Consider the following 15691-nt stretch of genomic DNA (forward strand, 5'->3'; position numbering starts at 1 on the left):
TTATTTGATTTTTTTGATTTCAGAAATGGATGCCTTCAGGTGAGGAGATGCAGCTTGGTCGCATACCTATGGTCGTTAGTCTAAGAAGGTTGGTTATGCGTAACTTAATAAAAAATTTCAAAGTATTTTAAAGTTTTTTTCTTCCACTTTTTCCCACAGAAATCAGGATCTTCGCGCTAAGCCTTGTTTTTACTGGATCTATCAAGATCAAACAAAGGGGTTTTCACCTTGACAAGCTTTCTTCTGCAGCCCTAAACTGTACATCAGTGGGAAATTGTGGGTATTTGTGGATCAAATATCAGGATCAAACAACAAGAAAGTGGGATTAACATGTTCCGTGGGTCGTTTTCTTTAACATTGGATGATAAGGGTCGGTTAGCGCTGCCAACGCGTTACCGCGATACCTTATTTGCTGATGCTGAAGGGGCCATGGTTTGTACTATTCACACCAAAGATCCTTGCTTGCTGCTCTATCCATTGCCTGAATGGGAAGACGTTGCAGAACAACTGCAGCGTTTATCCAACCAAAACCCACAAGAGTTGCGCTTCAAACGTTTATTGATAGGCCACGCGTCGGATTGTGACATGGATAAAAGCGGCCGCATTCTATTACCTGCGCCACTAAGAAGCCATGCCAGTCTGACAAAAAACATCCGCTTAGTCGGACAACTTAACAAATTCGAGATTTGGGACGAAGAGACATGGAACAAACGTGTTGCCGAAGATATGGCAATCGAACGTGATATGTCTGCTGATGCTGAGATCTCCGAGCGGCTGCAGGATTTTGTACTCTGATGGAGCAAAGCGCCCATATCTCCGTGCTATTGGCCGAGACCATAGACGGATTAGCCATTAAACCCGACGGGATTTATCTCGACGGTACTTTTGGCCGTGGTGGTCATAGCAGAGTGATTTTATCCAAATTAGGCGAACAAGGTCGTTTGTATGCTATCGATCGCGATCCTGCTGCTATTGCCGCCGCAGAGCCTTTATTAGCCGATCCTCGTTTTTCTATTACCCACAGTCCTTTTGCTGCTTTGGCCCAAATCGCTGAAGACCAAGGCATTAGCGGCAAAGTGGACGGCATACTGCTGGATTTAGGTGTGTCTTCACCTCAGCTCGATGATGCTGAACGTGGTTTCAGCTTTATGCGCGATGGCCCGCTGGATATGCGGATGGACCCTACATCAGGTATCTCTGCTGCTGACTGGCTGGCTAAAGCCGATGTGGAAGACATTACTTTTGTATTACGCGAATATGGCGAAGAAAAATCAGCCTGGCGTATTGCCAATGCCATAGTGGATAGCCGCAGTGAGCAACCACTGACCCGCACAGCTCAGCTGGCCAGTTTAATCAGCTCAGTGGTGCCAAAAAGCCATAAAGAGAAAAAACATCCTGCAACCCGCAGCTTTCAGGGCATTCGCATTTATATCAACAGCGAACTGGATCAGATCAAAACTGCGCTGGATGCTGCTGTGCAGGTATTAAAACCTGGCGGCCGTTTAACAGTGATTAGCTTCCATTCGCTGGAAGATCGGATGGTAAAACAGTTTATGCGCTTAAAAAGCAAAGGCGCTGCCATTCCGAAAGGCTTGCCTTTAACCCAGGATCAACTGAACTTGTACACGCCGTTGAAGCTGATTGGCAAAGCCATAATGCCGTCTGATGCCGAGCTGGAACACAACGTCAGAGCCCGCAGTGCCGTATTGCGTATAGCGGAGAAAACCGCATGAGCTCCATCAAACTGAACCGTCTGATTGTAAGCGACATCTGGCAGCATAAATTTCTGCTGGTGTTGATCCTATGCTGTTTAGGTTCAGCTTTAGCCGTGGTGGAGTTCACTCATATGAACCGCCAGCTAACCATGTATGAAGATAGAATTTTGCAACAACGCGACACCTTAGAAATGGAGTGGCGTAATTTATTGCTGGAGCAAAGGGCCTTGTCTGAACACAGCAGGGTGGAAGAGCTGGCAGCGACCAAACTGAATATGGTCAGGCCCAGCGGCCCGCAAGATGTGGTGGTGCAGGAACCATGATAAAGAAACCCGCAGCACCTAAAAAGCAGGCAAAAAAGAATCAACAGCCGACTGTCATCAGTTGGCGTTTTGCTTTTGTAATTGTGTCCTTATTTGCAGTATTCAGCGGCCTGATTATCCGTGCGGCTTACTTGCAGGTGTTAGAACCTGAAATGCTGCTGGAACAGGGCGATATGCGGACCTTAAGGGTAAAATCTGACGCGGCGATGCGTGGCATGATTTTAGACCGTAATGGCGAAGAACTGGCGGTCAGTGTGCCCGTGCAGTCGATTTGGGCAGACCCGCAACTGGTGATCCGCAACAGACACAAAATTGATGAACGTCGTTGGCATGCGCTGGCCGATATGCTGCAGATCAGTCCGCAGCAACTGTCGGATAAAATTGGTGCCGATGACTCCAAACGTTTTGTTTATCTGCAACGTCAGGCCAGTCCCGCTACTGTCGATTACATCAAACAGTTGAAAATTCCGGGTATTGCCTTTCAGCAGGAATCACGCCGTTATTATCCTGCCGGTGAAGTGACTGCACATTTGTTAGGTTTTACCAATGTCGACGATCAGGGCATGGAAGGTATTGAGCGGCAGTTTAACGACGTGTTAACCGGTAAACCTGCACTAAAAACCATACGTAAAGATGCCAAAGGCCGTGAAATTGAAGTGCTGTCACAAACCGATGGCCAGGCGTCGAATAATATTCAATTGAGTATCGACCAGCGTATTCAGGCCGTAGCCTACCGTGAACTGAAAAAAGCTGTGATGCAGTTTGGCGCGACTTCTGGTTCTGTGGTGGTCGTGGATGTGCATAACGGTGAAGTGCTGGCGCTGGCTAATGCACCTTCGTACAACCCAAATAACAGAAAAAATACCGACAGCAACAGATATCGGAATCGTGCTATTACCGATACGTTCGAGCCCGGTTCTACCATCAAACCTTTGCCTGTATTAGCGGCTTTGGAGAATGGTACAGCGACTATGGATACCGTCATTTCAACAGGTTATGGCCCGGTGCGGATCGGCGGTCGTTTAGTGCGGGATATCAACGGTTATGGCGATTTGGATTTAACCGGCATTATGCGCAAATCCAGTAACATAGGGGTGACGCGTTTAGCTTTGGGTCTGCCAACTGACAAGTTTCTTGATATGTATTACAAGATGGGTGTGGGTTCAGAAACAGGTTTAGGCCTGACTGGCGAGACTCCAGGGGTCCTGCGTGAACAGCGCCGTTGGGGCGAGCACGCTTTAGCCACTATCTCTTTTGGTTATAGCTTTACGGTCAATGCGGTGCAGCTGGCTCGTATTTACGCCACTATCGCCAATGGCGGTGTGTCTTATCCGTTATCTATTTTCAAAAGTCATAAAAAGCCTTTAGGGGAACGAGTAGTCAGCGAAGAGCATGCTGACAACATGGTTGCCATGCTGGAAGCTGTGGTTGGGCCTGGCGGTAGTGCGAAAAAAGCTGCGGTGCCGGGTTACCGTGTAGGTGGTAAAACAGGTACTGCGAAAAAAGCTGGTATTCGTGGTTACAGCGATGATTACATTGGATCTTTCGCTGGTATTGCTCCTATTTCAAACCCTCGTATTGCTGTGGTGGTGATTATTAATGAACCAAGCGGCGATTATTACTACGGTGGTGAAGTGGCTGCTCCTGTATTCTCAGCAGTCTCTGGCGCTGCGTTGCAGTTACTCAATATAGCGCCAGATGCCAACGACAGTCGTATTACCAAAGTCAGTGGGGTGCCTAATGCCGGCTAACTTACTGCAGCAGTGGCTGACTCCTTTTAAAATCCAGCTGCCAGCGTCAATCGCAGCTTTGCCATTACAGCATTTACGTATCAATAGCGCTGAAGTGCAAAAGGGCGATGCGTTTCTGGCCCTGCCTGGCACTAAGACTCATGGTAATCAGTTTATTGAAAAAGCTTTAGCCGCAGGTGCAGTGTTAGTGCTGACTGATACTCAGCCTGCGCTGAATGATCAGCGTATTGTAGTTGTACCTCAGCTAGTTGAACTGCTGAGCGCTTTAGCTGCAGCTTTTTATCCGCATGATGCTCAAAAACTGGTGGGTATTACCGGCACCAACGGTAAATCCAGTACTGCTATTTTTGTCAATCAGCTGGCCGTGTTGTTACAGCAACCAGGCGCCGTGATTGGCACTTTGGGTTATGGTGATTATCGTCATCTGACGCCACTGAATAACACCACACCACATCTGGTGGATATTCACCGTATTCTGCATAGCATCCAGAGCACAAAAGCAGTTCAAGGCGATGTGCTGGTGGCGATGGAAGTATCTTCGCATGCCTTAGTGCAACAGCGTGTGGCTGGTCTGCAGTTTGAAGTGGCTGTGTTTACCAATTTAACCCGCGATCACCTGGATTATCACGGCACTATGCAGGCCTACGGCGAAGCCAAGGCTTTGTTGTTTCAAGCGGATTTAGCCAAAACAGCTGTGATTAATGTTTCCGATGAGTTTGGTCGCCAATTAGCTGCGGACTGCACTCTGCCTGTACTGGCTTATGGTCAGTTAAAAGATTGTGTTGGCTATAACGAATATTTAGCTTATGACCAATTGGAAATTACCCCGCAAGGTTATCAGTTCCGTTTAACCAGCCATTTAGGTCAACAGCAGCTGCAACTGAAAGTGCTGGGTGAATTTAATATTCAAAACGTATTGGCGGCCATGGGCGCCATGCTGCAGTTAGGTTATAGCTTTGAGGCTTTAGTCTGGGCTGCGCAGCAGTTGAGCAGTGTACCGGGCCGTATCGAGCAGTTTTATCAAGCGCGTCGCAACGTGATGGCTGTGGTGGATTATGCCCATACGCCGGATGCGCTGGAGCAAACTTTACTAGCCGTTCGTAACCATTGTCAGGGCCAGCTTTGGCTGGTGTTTGGTTGTGGTGGCGACCGAGACAAAGGCAAACGTCCTTTAATGGGGGCAATCGCAGAGCGATTAGCGGATCAGCTGATTATCACGGCAGATAACCCACGCACTGAAGATGTGATGGCGATTTGTCTGGATATAGCAGCAGGCTGCACAGAGCAGCAGTATCAGCTGATTACTGATCGTAAAACCGCGATACGCACTGCTTTAGAACAAGCCAAAACCGGTGATCTGGTGCTGATCGCTGGCAAAGGGCATGAAGATTATCAAATTATTGGCCATGAAGTTTTACCCTACGACGAACGTGCCTTTGTCCGACAACTGGTGACGGAGACTGCTTTATGATCCCTTTACAAACAAAAGAAATAGCACAGTTAGTGCAGGGACAACTGGTTGGCGCTGATATTCAGATCCAAAGCGTCAGCACAGACAGCCGCAATATCAATCAGGGCGATTTGTTTATTGCCTTAAAAGGCCCGAATTTTGACGGTCATCAGTTTGCCGCCGACGTGATTGCCAAGGGCGCTGTGGCTTTGATTGTAGAGCAGCAGTTGGACGTTGCTGTGCCGCAAATTATTGTTGCCGATACCCGATTGGCGTTGGGAGCTTTAGGCGCTGCGGTAAAACACAAGGTTAATCCTAAGTCTGTGGCCGTGACCGGCAGTGTAGGTAAAACCACAGTCAAAGAAATGATGGCTGCCATTTTGGACCGCATCGGTAATGTACTGGCGACTGCAGGTAACTTTAACAACGATATTGGTGCGCCTCTGACCTTATTACGTTTAACAGAGCAGCATCAGTATGCAGTGATGGAGCTGGGCGCTAATCATTTAGGTGAAATTGCTTATACCTCGTCTTTAGTAAAACCTGAAGTGTCCATCATCACCAATGTGGCTGCCGCTCATTTGGAAGGCTTTGGCGATTTGTTTGGTGTCGCCCGGGCCAAAGGTGAAATTTATGGCTCTTTAGGTGCTGATGGCGTGGCTATAGTGCCGCTGGATAGCGAGTTTTCCGGGTATTGGTTAAAGCGTTTACAGGACAAAAAGGTACTGACTTTCAGCAGTACTCAAGCTGCTGATTTCAGCGCTGAACACATAGTGCTGAATGAACAGGGCTGTGCCAGTTTTGATTTAGTTTGCCCACAAGGTCGTATTTTTATTCAGCTGGTATTGCCTGGTAAACACAATGTCGCTAACGCTTTAGCTGCTGCTGCTGCAACTTTGACCTTAGGTGCCAGCCTGACTGATGTGCAGTTAGGTTTAGCCGCAATGAAGCCAGTCAAAGGTCGTATTAATGTCACGCAAGCCAGCGATAAGTTGCGGCTGATTGACGATACCTACAATGCGAATTCTGAATCGACCAAAGCCGCCATCGACTTATTAGTCACTTATCCTGGCTTCAGAGTTTTAGTTTTTGGTGATATGGGCGAACTGGGCGCTGATGCCCGTTTGTACCATGAAGAAGTAGGTTTATACGCCAAGCAAAAGGGGATTAATCTGTTATTCACCCTGGGTGTGTTATCACAGAGCGCCAGTGATTTATTTAACGGCCAAGGTGCCCATTTTAGTTCCCGTCAGCAACTGATCCAAAAGTTAAGCCCGATCCTTGATGAGCAGTCCGATGCGACTGTGCTGGTCAAAGGTTCGCGCAGCGCTAAAATGGAATTGGTCGTGCAGGACTTGCTAGAGAGATGTCAGCAGGAGATCAGCCCATGTTAGTGTGGTTAGCCGAGTATTTAACTCAATATATCAATGCCTTTAACGTATTCAGTTACCTGACCTTCAGGTCTATTCTGGGTATTTTAACGGCTTTAATGTTAAGCCTGTACCTGGGGCCTAAGCTGATCGCCAAACTGCAGCTGCTGCAAATAGGTCAAACGGTACGGGATGATGGCCCGCAAAGTCACTTCTCGAAAAAAGGCACCCCAACTATGGGTGGTTTGCTGATTTTAGGTTCGGTGCTAACCAGTATTCTGTTATGGGCCGACCTGGCGAATAAATATGTCTGGGTGGTGATTTTTACGCTGGTCAGCTTTGGCTGGATTGGTTTTATTGACGATTACCGCAAAGTAGTGCGTAAAGATCCAAAAGGCCTGATTGCCAAGTGGAAATACTTCTGGCAATCCCTGTTTGCTGTGGCAATTGCATTTTTCCTGTATGCCACGGCAGAACGTCCGGCTGAAACCAGTTTAGTGGTGCCTTTTATTAAAGATGTGCTGCCACAGTTGGGCTTTATCTTTATTGCTTTGTGTTACTTCGTCATTGTGGGTACCAGCAACGCGGTGAATTTAACCGATGGTTTAGACGGTTTAGCCATAGTGCCAACCATTATGGTGGCTTTTGCCTTTGCCATCATTGCCTATGCCAGCGGTAACGTGAATTTTGCCAATTACCTGAATATTCCTTATCTGCCCCATGCCAGTGAGCTGGTGGTGGTTTGTGCTGCATTAGTAGGCGCTGGCCTGGGTTTCCTCTGGTTTAACACCTATCCGGCTCAGGTTTTTATGGGCGATGTAGGCTCTTTGGCCCTGGGTGCAGTGCTGGGTGTGATTGCCATTTTAGTCCGTCAGGAAATTGTGCTCTTTATTATGGGCGGTGTTTTTGTGATGGAAACTGTGTCTGTGATTTTGCAGGTCGGTTCTTACAAATTACGCGGCCAGCGCATTTTCCGTATGGCGCCTATTCACCACCATTACGAATTAAAAGGCTGGCCTGAGCCCCGCGTTATAGTGCGGTTCTGGATCTTGTCCGTCATTTTTGTGCTGATTGGTTTAGCTACTTTAAAACTGAGATAAAACATGAACACTAAGTTGTTTCAGGGAAAACGTGTTGCTGTGATAGGACTAGGCCTTTCAGGTCTGGCCACAGTGCGCTTTTTGCTGAAACAAGGCGTCAAACCTGTTCTGATGGATACCCGCTTAAAAGTGGCAGGGCTGGAACAGATCCCAACTGACAAAGTGGACGGGATTTATTTAGGTGAGCTGGATGCCAATCGTCTGGCTCATATGGACGTGTTAGTCGTGAGTCCTGGCTTAGATCCTAAGCACCCGGCTATACGTTTTGCCTTGGCGCAAGGCGCCCATCTGATTGGTGATGTCGAGCTGTTTGCACTGCAAAATCAAAAACCAGTACTGGCTATCACCGGCTCTAATGGTAAGTCGACTGTCACCAGTTTAACCGCCCATATGCTGCAGTGCTCTGGCCTACGGGCGGTCGCAGCTGGCAATATTGGTTTGCCCATTCTGGATGCGCTGCAAAGTGATGCTGAAGTGTTTGTGTTGGAACTGTCGAGCTTCCAGCTGGATACCACGCATTCATTACACAGCAAAGCGGCCTGTATTCTCAATGTGACTGAAGATCATATGGACAGATACGGCACTATGGCCGCTTATGCTGCATCGAAACAACGGGTCTATCAAGGCACTGAACTGGCGATTTACAATAAAGCCGATGGCCTAACTACACCAAAAACTTCGGTGCTTGCTTTGGCTTTAGATTTAGCTGGTTCTGACTATGGTGTGGTTCAGTATCAGGGCGAAAGCTGGTTATTAGTTGCGGCCGAGCCTTTAATGCCGGTACGTGAGATGACTATAGTTGGCCTGCATAATCAGTTTAATGCTCTGGCCAGCTGTGCTTTAGCTTTAGCCGCCGGTGCAAGCCGTGAAGCTGATTAAAGCGCTGCAAAGTTTTACCTCATTACCACACCGTTGCCAGTTAGTGGCGGATCATAAAGGCGTACGCTGGGTCAACGACTCCAAAGCCACCAATGTGGGCGCAACTCTGGCTGCTATTGCAGGTTTACGTTCTGAAGTTACAGGCAAGCTGATTTTAATTGCTGGTGGTGATGGCAAAGGTGCTGATTTCAGTGAACTGGCCACAGTGCTGAATAATGATGTCGATCATTTAATTACCTTAGGCCAGGACGGCCCAGCTATCGCTGCCTTAAAAGCTGGCAGTTTTGAAGTCAAAGATCTAATGGCGGCAGTAAAAACTGCGGTTCAACTGGCCACGGCCAATGATTTGGTGTTGTTATCACCAGCCTGCGCCAGCTTAGATATGTTTAAAAACTACGAAGACCGTGGTCAGCAGTTTGCTGCAGCAGTGCAGAAGGTGTGGTTATGAAGCAAATGCTGCTGAACCTGATCCCTTCACCCACTGAAGCTATAGCCCAGTGGTGGCAACGTGACGAAGCCAATAGCTATGACAAAGTATTTCTTGTGCTGCTGGCTTTGGTATTAGGTGTGGGTATCATTATGGTCACCAGCGCTTCAGTGCCTGTGGCTGAGCGTTTGCACGGTAACCCGCTGCATTTTACCATTCGTCACTTGGTGTATTTGTTTATTGGTTTCAGCGCGGCTTATATGGTGCTCAATGTGCCGGTGTCCTGGTGGCATAACACCAATATACTGCTATTGATGCTGGCCTTGGTACTGCTGATTGCAGTGTTGTTGTTTGGTCGTAATGTCAATGGTTCCACTCGCTGGCTGGCATTGGGTCCTATCAATATACAGGCGGCTGAACCTGCTAAGTTATTCTTTTTTGTCTACCTGTCCAGCTATTTGGTACGTAAGCATGAGGAAGTCAGAGAGAACATTAAAGGCTTTATCAAGCCACTGATCATTATGTTTATTCTGGCGGTTTTGCTGTTAATGCAACCTGACCTGGGAACAGTGATAGTAATGTTTGCCACTTCTGTGGTGCTGCTATTTTTAGCTGGCGCTAAATTATGGCAATTCTTTTGCCTGATTTTTACCGGTTTAGCTGCGATAGGCGTGTTGATTGTCTACAGCGAATACCGCTGGCGCCGGGTGACTTCGTTTTTAGACCCGTGGGCTGACCCTTTTGGCAGTGGTTATCAGTTAACTCAGTCCTTGATGGCTTTTGGCCGTGGCAGCTGGTTTGGTCAGGGCCTGGGCAACAGCGTACAAAAACTGGAATATTTACCCGAAGCTCATACCGATTTTATCTTCGCGGTGATTGCAGAAGAAACCGGCCTGATTGGTGTGTTTGTGATCTTAAGCCTGCTGTTTTTACTGGTCAGCCGTGCTTTATGGATTGGTAACAAAGCTTTGTTTAAAGGCATGAGCTTTCACGGCTTTTTAGCTTATGCGCTGGCGATTTGGATTGGTTTTCAAACCTGCGTCAATGTGGGTGTGGCAAGCGGTGTATTGCCAACCAAAGGTTTAACTTTGCCTTTTGTCAGTTCAGGCGGCAGTAGTCTGATCATTATGTTAGTGGCCGCAGCTTTATTAATCCGTATTGATTTTGAAGTACGGCTGAAAGGTCGTCATGCCATCAGCGGGGGGCCTCATGCCTGAGCTGATGCAGACTGCTGGTAAACAGCAAAAAACAGCTTTGATTATGGCGGGTGGTACTGGTGGCCATATTTTCCCTGCTAAAGCTGTGGCTGAATTGTTAAAACAGCAAGGCTGGAGTATTCATTGGCTGGGTACAGCGGATCGAATGGAAGCGACTTTAGTGCCGCAGTTTGGTTTTCCGTTTCACAGCATTGCTGTGGCTGGTTTACGCGGCAAAGGCTTAAAAAGCCTAGTCAAAGCGCCGCTGATGTTATGGCGTTCTATCAGTCAGGCCCGTGCTTTAGTCAAGCAACTGAACCCTGAACTGGTGTTAGGTTTTGGTGGTTATGCCAGTGGACCTGGTGGTTTAGCCGCCTGGTTAGCCGGTAAACCTTTAATAGTGCATGAGCAAAATGCAGTAGCGGGCACCACCAACAGATTATTGGCCCGTATTGCGAAAAAAGTATTAGTGGCTTTTCCACAGGCTTTTGCTGATCGCAAAGACAGATTAGTAGTGGGTAACCCTGTGCGTGCGGAAGTGCTGGCTGTGTCTGGCCAAAAACAATTGCAGGCGCCAACAGCAAGCTTAAAAGTGTTAGTGGTAGGCGGCAGTTTAGGTGCGCAAGTGTTTAATCAGCAGTTACCGGCCTTGTTTGCGCAGGCTGCACAGTTTGGTGAACTGGAAATACGGCATCAGACCGGCAAGGCGATGGAGCAGCAAGTGCAACAGGCATATGCCGCTTTGCCTGAATTAAAGGCCAGTGCCAGCGCTTTTATTGAAGACATGGCTGCGGCTTATACCTGGGCTGATCTGGTGATTTGTCGCGCAGGAGCTTTAACAGTCTCTGAAGTGGCTTGTGCCGGTGTGGCGGCGGTCTTTGTGCCTTTGCCATCGGCTATTGACGATCATCAGACGGCGAATGCCAGCTGGTTAGTGCAAAAACAAGGGGCGGTCTTGCTGCCACAAAGCGAATTCAGTAAAGGTGCTTTGTTGCCTTTACTCCAGTCCTGGTTGCAGGACAAAAGTGCACTGCGTCATTTGGCAAATAATGCCCGCAGAACAGCAATAGATGATGCCGCAGAACACGTTGTGAGAGTCTGTGGTGAAGTAATGGATAAGACTAAATGAGCAACCAACAAAACAAAAATGCAATGCGCAGAGTAGAGCGGATCCACTTCGTTGGGATCGGCGGCGCTGGTATGGGTGGTATTGCCGAAGTATTAGTCAATGAAGGTTATAAAGTTTCAGGCTCAGATATAGCGCCAAACCCTGTGGTCGACCGTTTAACCTCTTTAGGTGCTTGTATTGTGATTGGCCATAAAGCCGAAAACATTGAAGGTGCCAGTGTAGTGGTGGTCTCCAGTGCTATTAAAACCGATAACCCTGAAGTCGCTGCCGCTATTGAGCACCGGATTCCGGTAGTACGCCGCGCTGAAATGCTGGCGGAGTTAATGCGCTTCCGTCATGGCATAGCTATAGCCGGTACTCATGGTAAAACCACCACCACCAGTTTAATCGCTTCTATTTTTGCTGAAGCTGGCACTGACCCTACTTTTGTGATTGGCGGCTTATTAAATTCTGCTGGTACCAATGCCCGCCTTGGCGCTGGTCGTTATTTAATTGCCGAAGCGGATGAAAGCGACGCTTCTTTCCTGCATTTACAGCCTATGGCGTCAGTGATCACCAATATTGAACCTGATCATATGGAAACTTATCAGGGTGACTTTGAAAAAATGAAAGCCACCTATCTGGAGTTTTGCCATAACTTGCCATTTTATGGTGTCGCCGTGATGTGTATCGACGATGCCGTAGTACGTGAGCTGATCCCACAAATTGGCCGTTTTGTTATTACTTATGGTTTTAGCGAAGATGCGGATTATGTCATCAGTGACTTCGGTCAAACCGGTACTCAAAGCCATTTTGTTATTACCGATAAAAACGGCGTAGCAGCCAGATTGAGCTGAATTTAGCCGGTCGTCACAATGCATTAAATGCAACCGCCGCTTTTGCCGTGGCCAAAGATGAAGGTATAGCAACGGATTCCATTTTAGCTGCGCTGAAAAAATTCGAAGGTATAGGCCGTCGCTTTGAACAGTATGGCGAGTTTGAGACAGGCCGCGGCAAAGTGCTGCTGGTCGATGACTATGGTCACCATCCAAGCGAAGTGGCTGCCACTTTGGCCGCTGCTCGCAACGCCTGGCCAGAGCGCCGTATCGTCATGGCTTATCAGCCACACCGTTACACCAGAACCCGTGATTTATACGAAGACTTCGCCAAAGTGCTGTCTTCTGTCGATTTATTGTTATTGCTTGAGGTGTATGCCGCAGGCGAAGCCGCTATTCCAGGCGCAGATAGCCGCAGTTTATGCCGCTCCATTCGTGCCCGTGGTCAGCTGGATCCTATTTATGTGGCGACCCCTGCCGACTTACCCGCTGCTTTAGCTGACGTGTTGCAGGACGGTGATGTGCTGCTGACTCAGGGCGCTGGCAATATAGGGGCACTGGCTAAACAACTGGCAGCCTCTAAATTAGCAATTTCTGCATTAAAACCAAACGAGGGAGCTTGAAGTATGAGCAGCAAATTTGGCAAAGTAGCTGTGATGTTTGGTGGAACCTCGGCAGAACGTGAAGTGTCGTTACGCTCAGGTGCTGCTGTGCTGGCCGCTTTGCAAAAGCAAGGTGTCGACGCCCATGCTTTTGACCCAAAAGATCAGCCGCTAAGTGCTCTGACTGCAGCTGGTTTTGATCGTGTATTTATCGTTTTGCATGGCCGTGGCGGTGAAGACGGTACTATGCAAGGTGCTTTGCAGTTGATGGGCTTACCTTACACAGGTAGCCGCGTTTTAGGTTCAGCCCTGGCGATGGATAAAATTCGCTGCAAATGGCTATTTCAGGCACAAGGCTTACCTACAGCAAAATTTTTAGTGGCTGAAGCTGGAAAACAACTGAATTATCAGGATATTTTGCAGCAATTAGCTGGTAAAGTGATGGTGAAACCAGCGAATGAAGGTTCCAGTATCGGCATGAGTGCGGCAAGCACTGCACAAGAGTTGGAACAGGCCTTAGCTGTGGCATCGAAATACGATGCGGATGTACTGGTTGAACAGTGGATCCAGGGCCGTGAATTTACCGTGACTGTATTAAACGGTAAGGCGTTGCCTATCGTTGAAATGCGTACTCCCCGCTCTTTTTATGATTATGAAGCCAAGTATCAGTCCAATAGCACTGAATACCTTTGTCCTGCGCCTTTAACCGCCGACCAGACTGCCTTTTTGCAACACACTGCAGCTGCTGCCTTTACCGCTGTTGGTGCGTCAGGCTGGGGCAGGGTGGATGCGATGCTGGATGAGCAGGGGAATTTTTATCTGCTGGAAGTCAATACAGTGCCTGGTATGACAGAGAAGTCGCTGGTGCCTATGGCGGCTAAAGCAGCGGGTTTAACTTTTGAGCAGTTAGTTCTGCAGATTTTAGAACAGACCTTATGACAAAAAATGGTAAGACAGTCAGAGCACCTATCAACAAAGCCTTCTGGGCTGGTGTGGTGTTTTTCTGTTTTTCCGTCTGGTTTGTCTGCTGGCTGGGGTATCAGATCTGGCTTTGGAGTCAGGATCAACAAAGCGCTCCTATCCAGCAAGTAAAGGTCTATGGCGATTTTTCTCAGATTGAAGCTGCAGCGTTAAATCAAAAACTGCAACAACAGTATCTGGGTAACTTTTTTAATTTGAACGTGGATCAGGTGCAGCTGTTTCTGCAGCAACAACCCTGGGTAGCTCAGGCAGCCGTGCGCAAACAATGGCCTGATACGCTCGTGGTGGTAGTGACTGAACATAAGCCAGTCGCGGTATGGAATGACCACTATTTACTCAATCAACAAGGTCAGATCTTTGTCGCTCCTGTCGCTGAACTAAAGCAGCCATTGCCAAAGTTACAAGGTCCGGACGGGGCCGAGCAGGATGCTCTGACCATGTTCAATCAATTGAATCAAATGCTGACCGTCCATCAGCATGCGGCAACAGGACTCACAGTGTCAGCCCGTCAGGCCTGGCGACTGAATTTAGCAGAGGGCATTCAATTGACTCTGGGCCGGGAAGATACGGCAAAGCGGGTGCAGCGGTTTATAGATTTGTACCCTGTGATTAGTAAACATAAAACTCAGGCAGTCGCCGAAGTTGATTTGCGTTATGACACAGGCGTCGCTGTACGTTGGGTCGAAGCGCCAGAACAAAGAGAACAAGATGACAAAGTCGACAGAACGTGATCTTATCGTTGGCTTAGATATAGGCACAGCACAGGTAAAAGCCTTAGTGGGCGAAATTACTGCTGACAATCAGTTAAGTATTGTTGGTGTGGGCACTCATGTAGCCCGTGGTATGGACAAAGGTGGTGTCAACGATCTGAACCTGGTGGTGCAGTCTGTGCGCCGCGCCGTGGAAGAAGCTGAACTGATGGCTGATTGCCGCGTGTCTTCTGTGTATTTAGGTATTACCGGCAAACATATTCGTTGTCAGAACGAAAGTGGCATGGTGCCAATCAACGATGCCGAAGTGACAGCGGAAGATGTGATCAACGTCATTCATGCCGCCAAGTCAGTGCCTATTTCGGCTGAGCGTCGCATGTTGCATGTACTGCCACAGGAATTTTCAGTCGACATGCAGGAAGGCATTAAAAGCCCAATCGGCATGTCAGGGGTGCGGATGGAAGCCAAGGCGCACATCATCACCTGCGCCAATGATATGGCAAAAAATATCGAAAAATGTGCTGAGCGCTGCGAGCTGCATGTCGACCAGCTGATTTTCTCATCATTGGCATCCAGCTATGCGGTGCTGACGGATGATGAAAAAGAGCTGGGTGTCTGTGTGGTAGATATGGGCGGCGGCACTATAGATATCTCGGTCTTTACCAATGGTGCTTTGCGCCATACCGCAGTGATCCCTGTGGCTGGTAATCAGGTCACCAGCGATATTGCCAAAATCTTCCGCACGCCTTTAGGCCACGCCGAAGATATCAAAGTGCAATACGCCTGTGCACTGCGCAGCATGGTCGGTAAAGAAGAAAACATTGAAGTGCCAAGTGTGGGTGGTCGTCCGGCTCGCAGTATGTCACGCCATACCCTGGCTGAAGTGGTAGAGCCGCGTTATCAGGAATTGTTTGAACTGGTGCTGGAAGAAATTCGCAGCTCTGGTCTGGAAGAGCAAATTGCCGCAGGCATAGTGCTGACAGGTGGTACCGCCAAAATGGAAGGTGCGATTGAGTTTGCTGAAGATGTGTTCCAGATGCCAGTGCGATTGGGTTACCCGATCGGCATTACAGGTTTAAGAGAATATGTGCAGGACCCGGCCTACGCCAGCGTAGTGGGGTTACTGATTTATGGAAAAGACATGCGGACCCAGCAGAAAAAAGCTGTCGCTGCCCGCGAGTCGGTCGGCGGCATGGTGAAACGTCTCACCAGCTGGTTTAAAGGCGAATTTTAACTTTTTGAG

The 15691-nt window shown here is 48.4% G+C and carries 14 protein-coding genes and 1 pseudogene; all 15 read left to right on the forward strand.

The window, feature by feature from the left end:
- The first annotated feature begins 330 nt into the window (after positions 1-330).
- Positions 331-795, forward strand: coding sequence for a division/cell wall cluster transcriptional repressor MraZ (mraZ, locus tag WH43_RS08120; RefSeq protein WP_053424135.1), 465 nt, complete (start codon positions 331-333; stop codon positions 793-795).
- Positions 795-1733, forward strand: a complete 939-nt coding sequence (gene rsmH / locus WH43_RS08125; protein ID WP_053424136.1) for a 16S rRNA (cytosine(1402)-N(4))-methyltransferase RsmH — start codon at positions 795-797, stop codon at positions 1731-1733. Before mraZ ends, rsmH begins: the two co-directional genes overlap by 1 nt.
- On the forward strand, positions 1730-2038 hold the full coding sequence (gene ftsL / locus WH43_RS08130) for a cell division protein FtsL (RefSeq protein WP_053424137.1): 309 nt from the start codon (positions 1730-1732) through the stop codon (positions 2036-2038). The genes rsmH and ftsL overlap by 4 nt, the downstream gene beginning before the upstream one ends.
- Positions 2035-3789, forward strand: a complete 1755-nt coding sequence (locus WH43_RS08135; protein WP_286049578.1) for a penicillin-binding transpeptidase domain-containing protein — start codon at positions 2035-2037, stop codon at positions 3787-3789. Before ftsL ends, WH43_RS08135 begins: the two co-directional genes overlap by 4 nt.
- On the forward strand, positions 3779-5260 hold the full coding sequence (locus WH43_RS08140; protein ID WP_053424138.1) for a UDP-N-acetylmuramoyl-L-alanyl-D-glutamate--2,6-diaminopimelate ligase: 1482 nt from the start codon (positions 3779-3781) through the stop codon (positions 5258-5260). The genes WH43_RS08135 and WH43_RS08140 overlap by 11 nt, the downstream gene beginning before the upstream one ends.
- Positions 5257-6633: a UDP-N-acetylmuramoyl-tripeptide--D-alanyl-D-alanine ligase gene (locus tag WH43_RS08145; RefSeq protein ID WP_053424139.1), complete on the forward strand. Its 1377-nt coding sequence runs from the start codon at positions 5257-5259 to the stop codon at positions 6631-6633. Before WH43_RS08140 ends, WH43_RS08145 begins: the two co-directional genes overlap by 4 nt.
- Positions 6627-7709 (forward strand): phospho-N-acetylmuramoyl-pentapeptide-transferase, encoded by a 1083-nt coding sequence (mraY, locus tag WH43_RS08150; RefSeq protein WP_053424140.1) that lies wholly within the window; start codon positions 6627-6629, stop codon positions 7707-7709. Before WH43_RS08145 ends, mraY begins: the two co-directional genes overlap by 7 nt.
- Positions 7710-7712: 3 nt before the next feature.
- The gene (gene murD / locus WH43_RS08155) at positions 7713-8588 is read left to right on the forward strand and encodes a UDP-N-acetylmuramoyl-L-alanine--D-glutamate ligase (protein WP_286049579.1); all 876 of its coding nucleotides are present in this window, start codon (positions 7713-7715) and stop codon (positions 8586-8588) included.
- Positions 8575-9036: a glutamate ligase domain-containing protein gene (locus WH43_RS20495; protein ID WP_286049580.1), complete on the forward strand. Its 462-nt coding sequence runs from the start codon at positions 8575-8577 to the stop codon at positions 9034-9036. Before murD ends, WH43_RS20495 begins: the two co-directional genes overlap by 14 nt.
- Entirely contained in the window at positions 9033-10232 is a 1200-nt protein-coding gene (ftsW, locus tag WH43_RS08160; protein WP_053424141.1) for a putative lipid II flippase FtsW, read from the forward strand. Before WH43_RS20495 ends, ftsW begins: the two co-directional genes overlap by 4 nt.
- Positions 10225-11340, forward strand: a complete 1116-nt coding sequence (gene murG, locus WH43_RS08165) for an undecaprenyldiphospho-muramoylpentapeptide beta-N-acetylglucosaminyltransferase (protein ID WP_053424142.1) — start codon at positions 10225-10227, stop codon at positions 11338-11340. Before ftsW ends, murG begins: the two co-directional genes overlap by 8 nt.
- Positions 11337-12778 (forward strand): annotated as a pseudogene (gene murC / locus WH43_RS08170) (UDP-N-acetylmuramate--L-alanine ligase). The gene murG and the pseudogene murC overlap by 4 nt, the downstream one beginning before the upstream one ends.
- 3 nt (positions 12779-12781) lie before the next feature.
- Complete coding sequence (locus tag WH43_RS08175) at positions 12782-13696, forward strand: D-alanine--D-alanine ligase (RefSeq protein WP_053424143.1); 915 nt, start codon at positions 12782-12784, stop codon at positions 13694-13696.
- Positions 13693-14469: a cell division protein FtsQ/DivIB gene (locus WH43_RS08180; RefSeq protein WP_053424144.1), complete on the forward strand. Its 777-nt coding sequence runs from the start codon at positions 13693-13695 to the stop codon at positions 14467-14469. Before WH43_RS08175 ends, WH43_RS08180 begins: the two co-directional genes overlap by 4 nt.
- Positions 14447-15682: a cell division protein FtsA gene (ftsA, locus tag WH43_RS08185; protein WP_053424145.1), complete on the forward strand. Its 1236-nt coding sequence runs from the start codon at positions 14447-14449 to the stop codon at positions 15680-15682. Before WH43_RS08180 ends, ftsA begins: the two co-directional genes overlap by 23 nt.
- Positions 15683-15691: the final 9 nt, after the last annotated feature.

Origin of the sequence: Rheinheimera sp. KL1 (assembly GCF_001275035.1) — a bacterium.
Lineage (GTDB): Bacteria > Pseudomonadota > Gammaproteobacteria > Enterobacterales > Alteromonadaceae > Pararheinheimera > Pararheinheimera tangshanensis.

What these genes read in the sequence shown, in the direction of transcription:
- mraZ (WP_053424135.1), top strand. Translation starts at nt 331, where the DNA reads ATGTTCCGTGGGTCGTTTTCTTTAACATTGGATGATAAGGGTCGGTTA.
- rsmH (WP_053424136.1), top strand. Translation starts at nt 795, where the DNA reads ATGGAGCAAAGCGCCCATATCTCCGTGCTATTGGCCGAGACCATAGAC.
- ftsL (WP_053424137.1), top strand. Translation starts at nt 1,730, where the DNA reads ATGAGCTCCATCAAACTGAACCGTCTGATTGTAAGCGACATCTGGCAG.
- WH43_RS08135 (WP_286049578.1), top strand. Translation starts at nt 2,035, where the DNA reads ATGATAAAGAAACCCGCAGCACCTAAAAAGCAGGCAAAAAAGAATCAA.
- WH43_RS08140 (WP_053424138.1), top strand. Translation starts at nt 3,779, where the DNA reads ATGCCGGCTAACTTACTGCAGCAGTGGCTGACTCCTTTTAAAATCCAG.
- WH43_RS08145 (WP_053424139.1), top strand. Translation starts at nt 5,257, where the DNA reads ATGATCCCTTTACAAACAAAAGAAATAGCACAGTTAGTGCAGGGACAA.
- mraY (WP_053424140.1), top strand. Translation starts at nt 6,627, where the DNA reads ATGTTAGTGTGGTTAGCCGAGTATTTAACTCAATATATCAATGCCTTT.
- murD (WP_286049579.1), top strand. Translation starts at nt 7,713, where the DNA reads ATGAACACTAAGTTGTTTCAGGGAAAACGTGTTGCTGTGATAGGACTA.
- ftsW (WP_053424141.1), top strand. Translation starts at nt 9,033, where the DNA reads ATGAAGCAAATGCTGCTGAACCTGATCCCTTCACCCACTGAAGCTATA.
- murG (WP_053424142.1), top strand. Translation starts at nt 10,225, where the DNA reads ATGCCTGAGCTGATGCAGACTGCTGGTAAACAGCAAAAAACAGCTTTG.
- WH43_RS08175 (WP_053424143.1), top strand. Translation starts at nt 12,782, where the DNA reads ATGAGCAGCAAATTTGGCAAAGTAGCTGTGATGTTTGGTGGAACCTCG.
- WH43_RS08180 (WP_053424144.1), top strand. Translation starts at nt 13,693, where the DNA reads ATGACAAAAAATGGTAAGACAGTCAGAGCACCTATCAACAAAGCCTTC.
- ftsA (WP_053424145.1), top strand. Translation starts at nt 14,447, where the DNA reads ATGACAAAGTCGACAGAACGTGATCTTATCGTTGGCTTAGATATAGGC.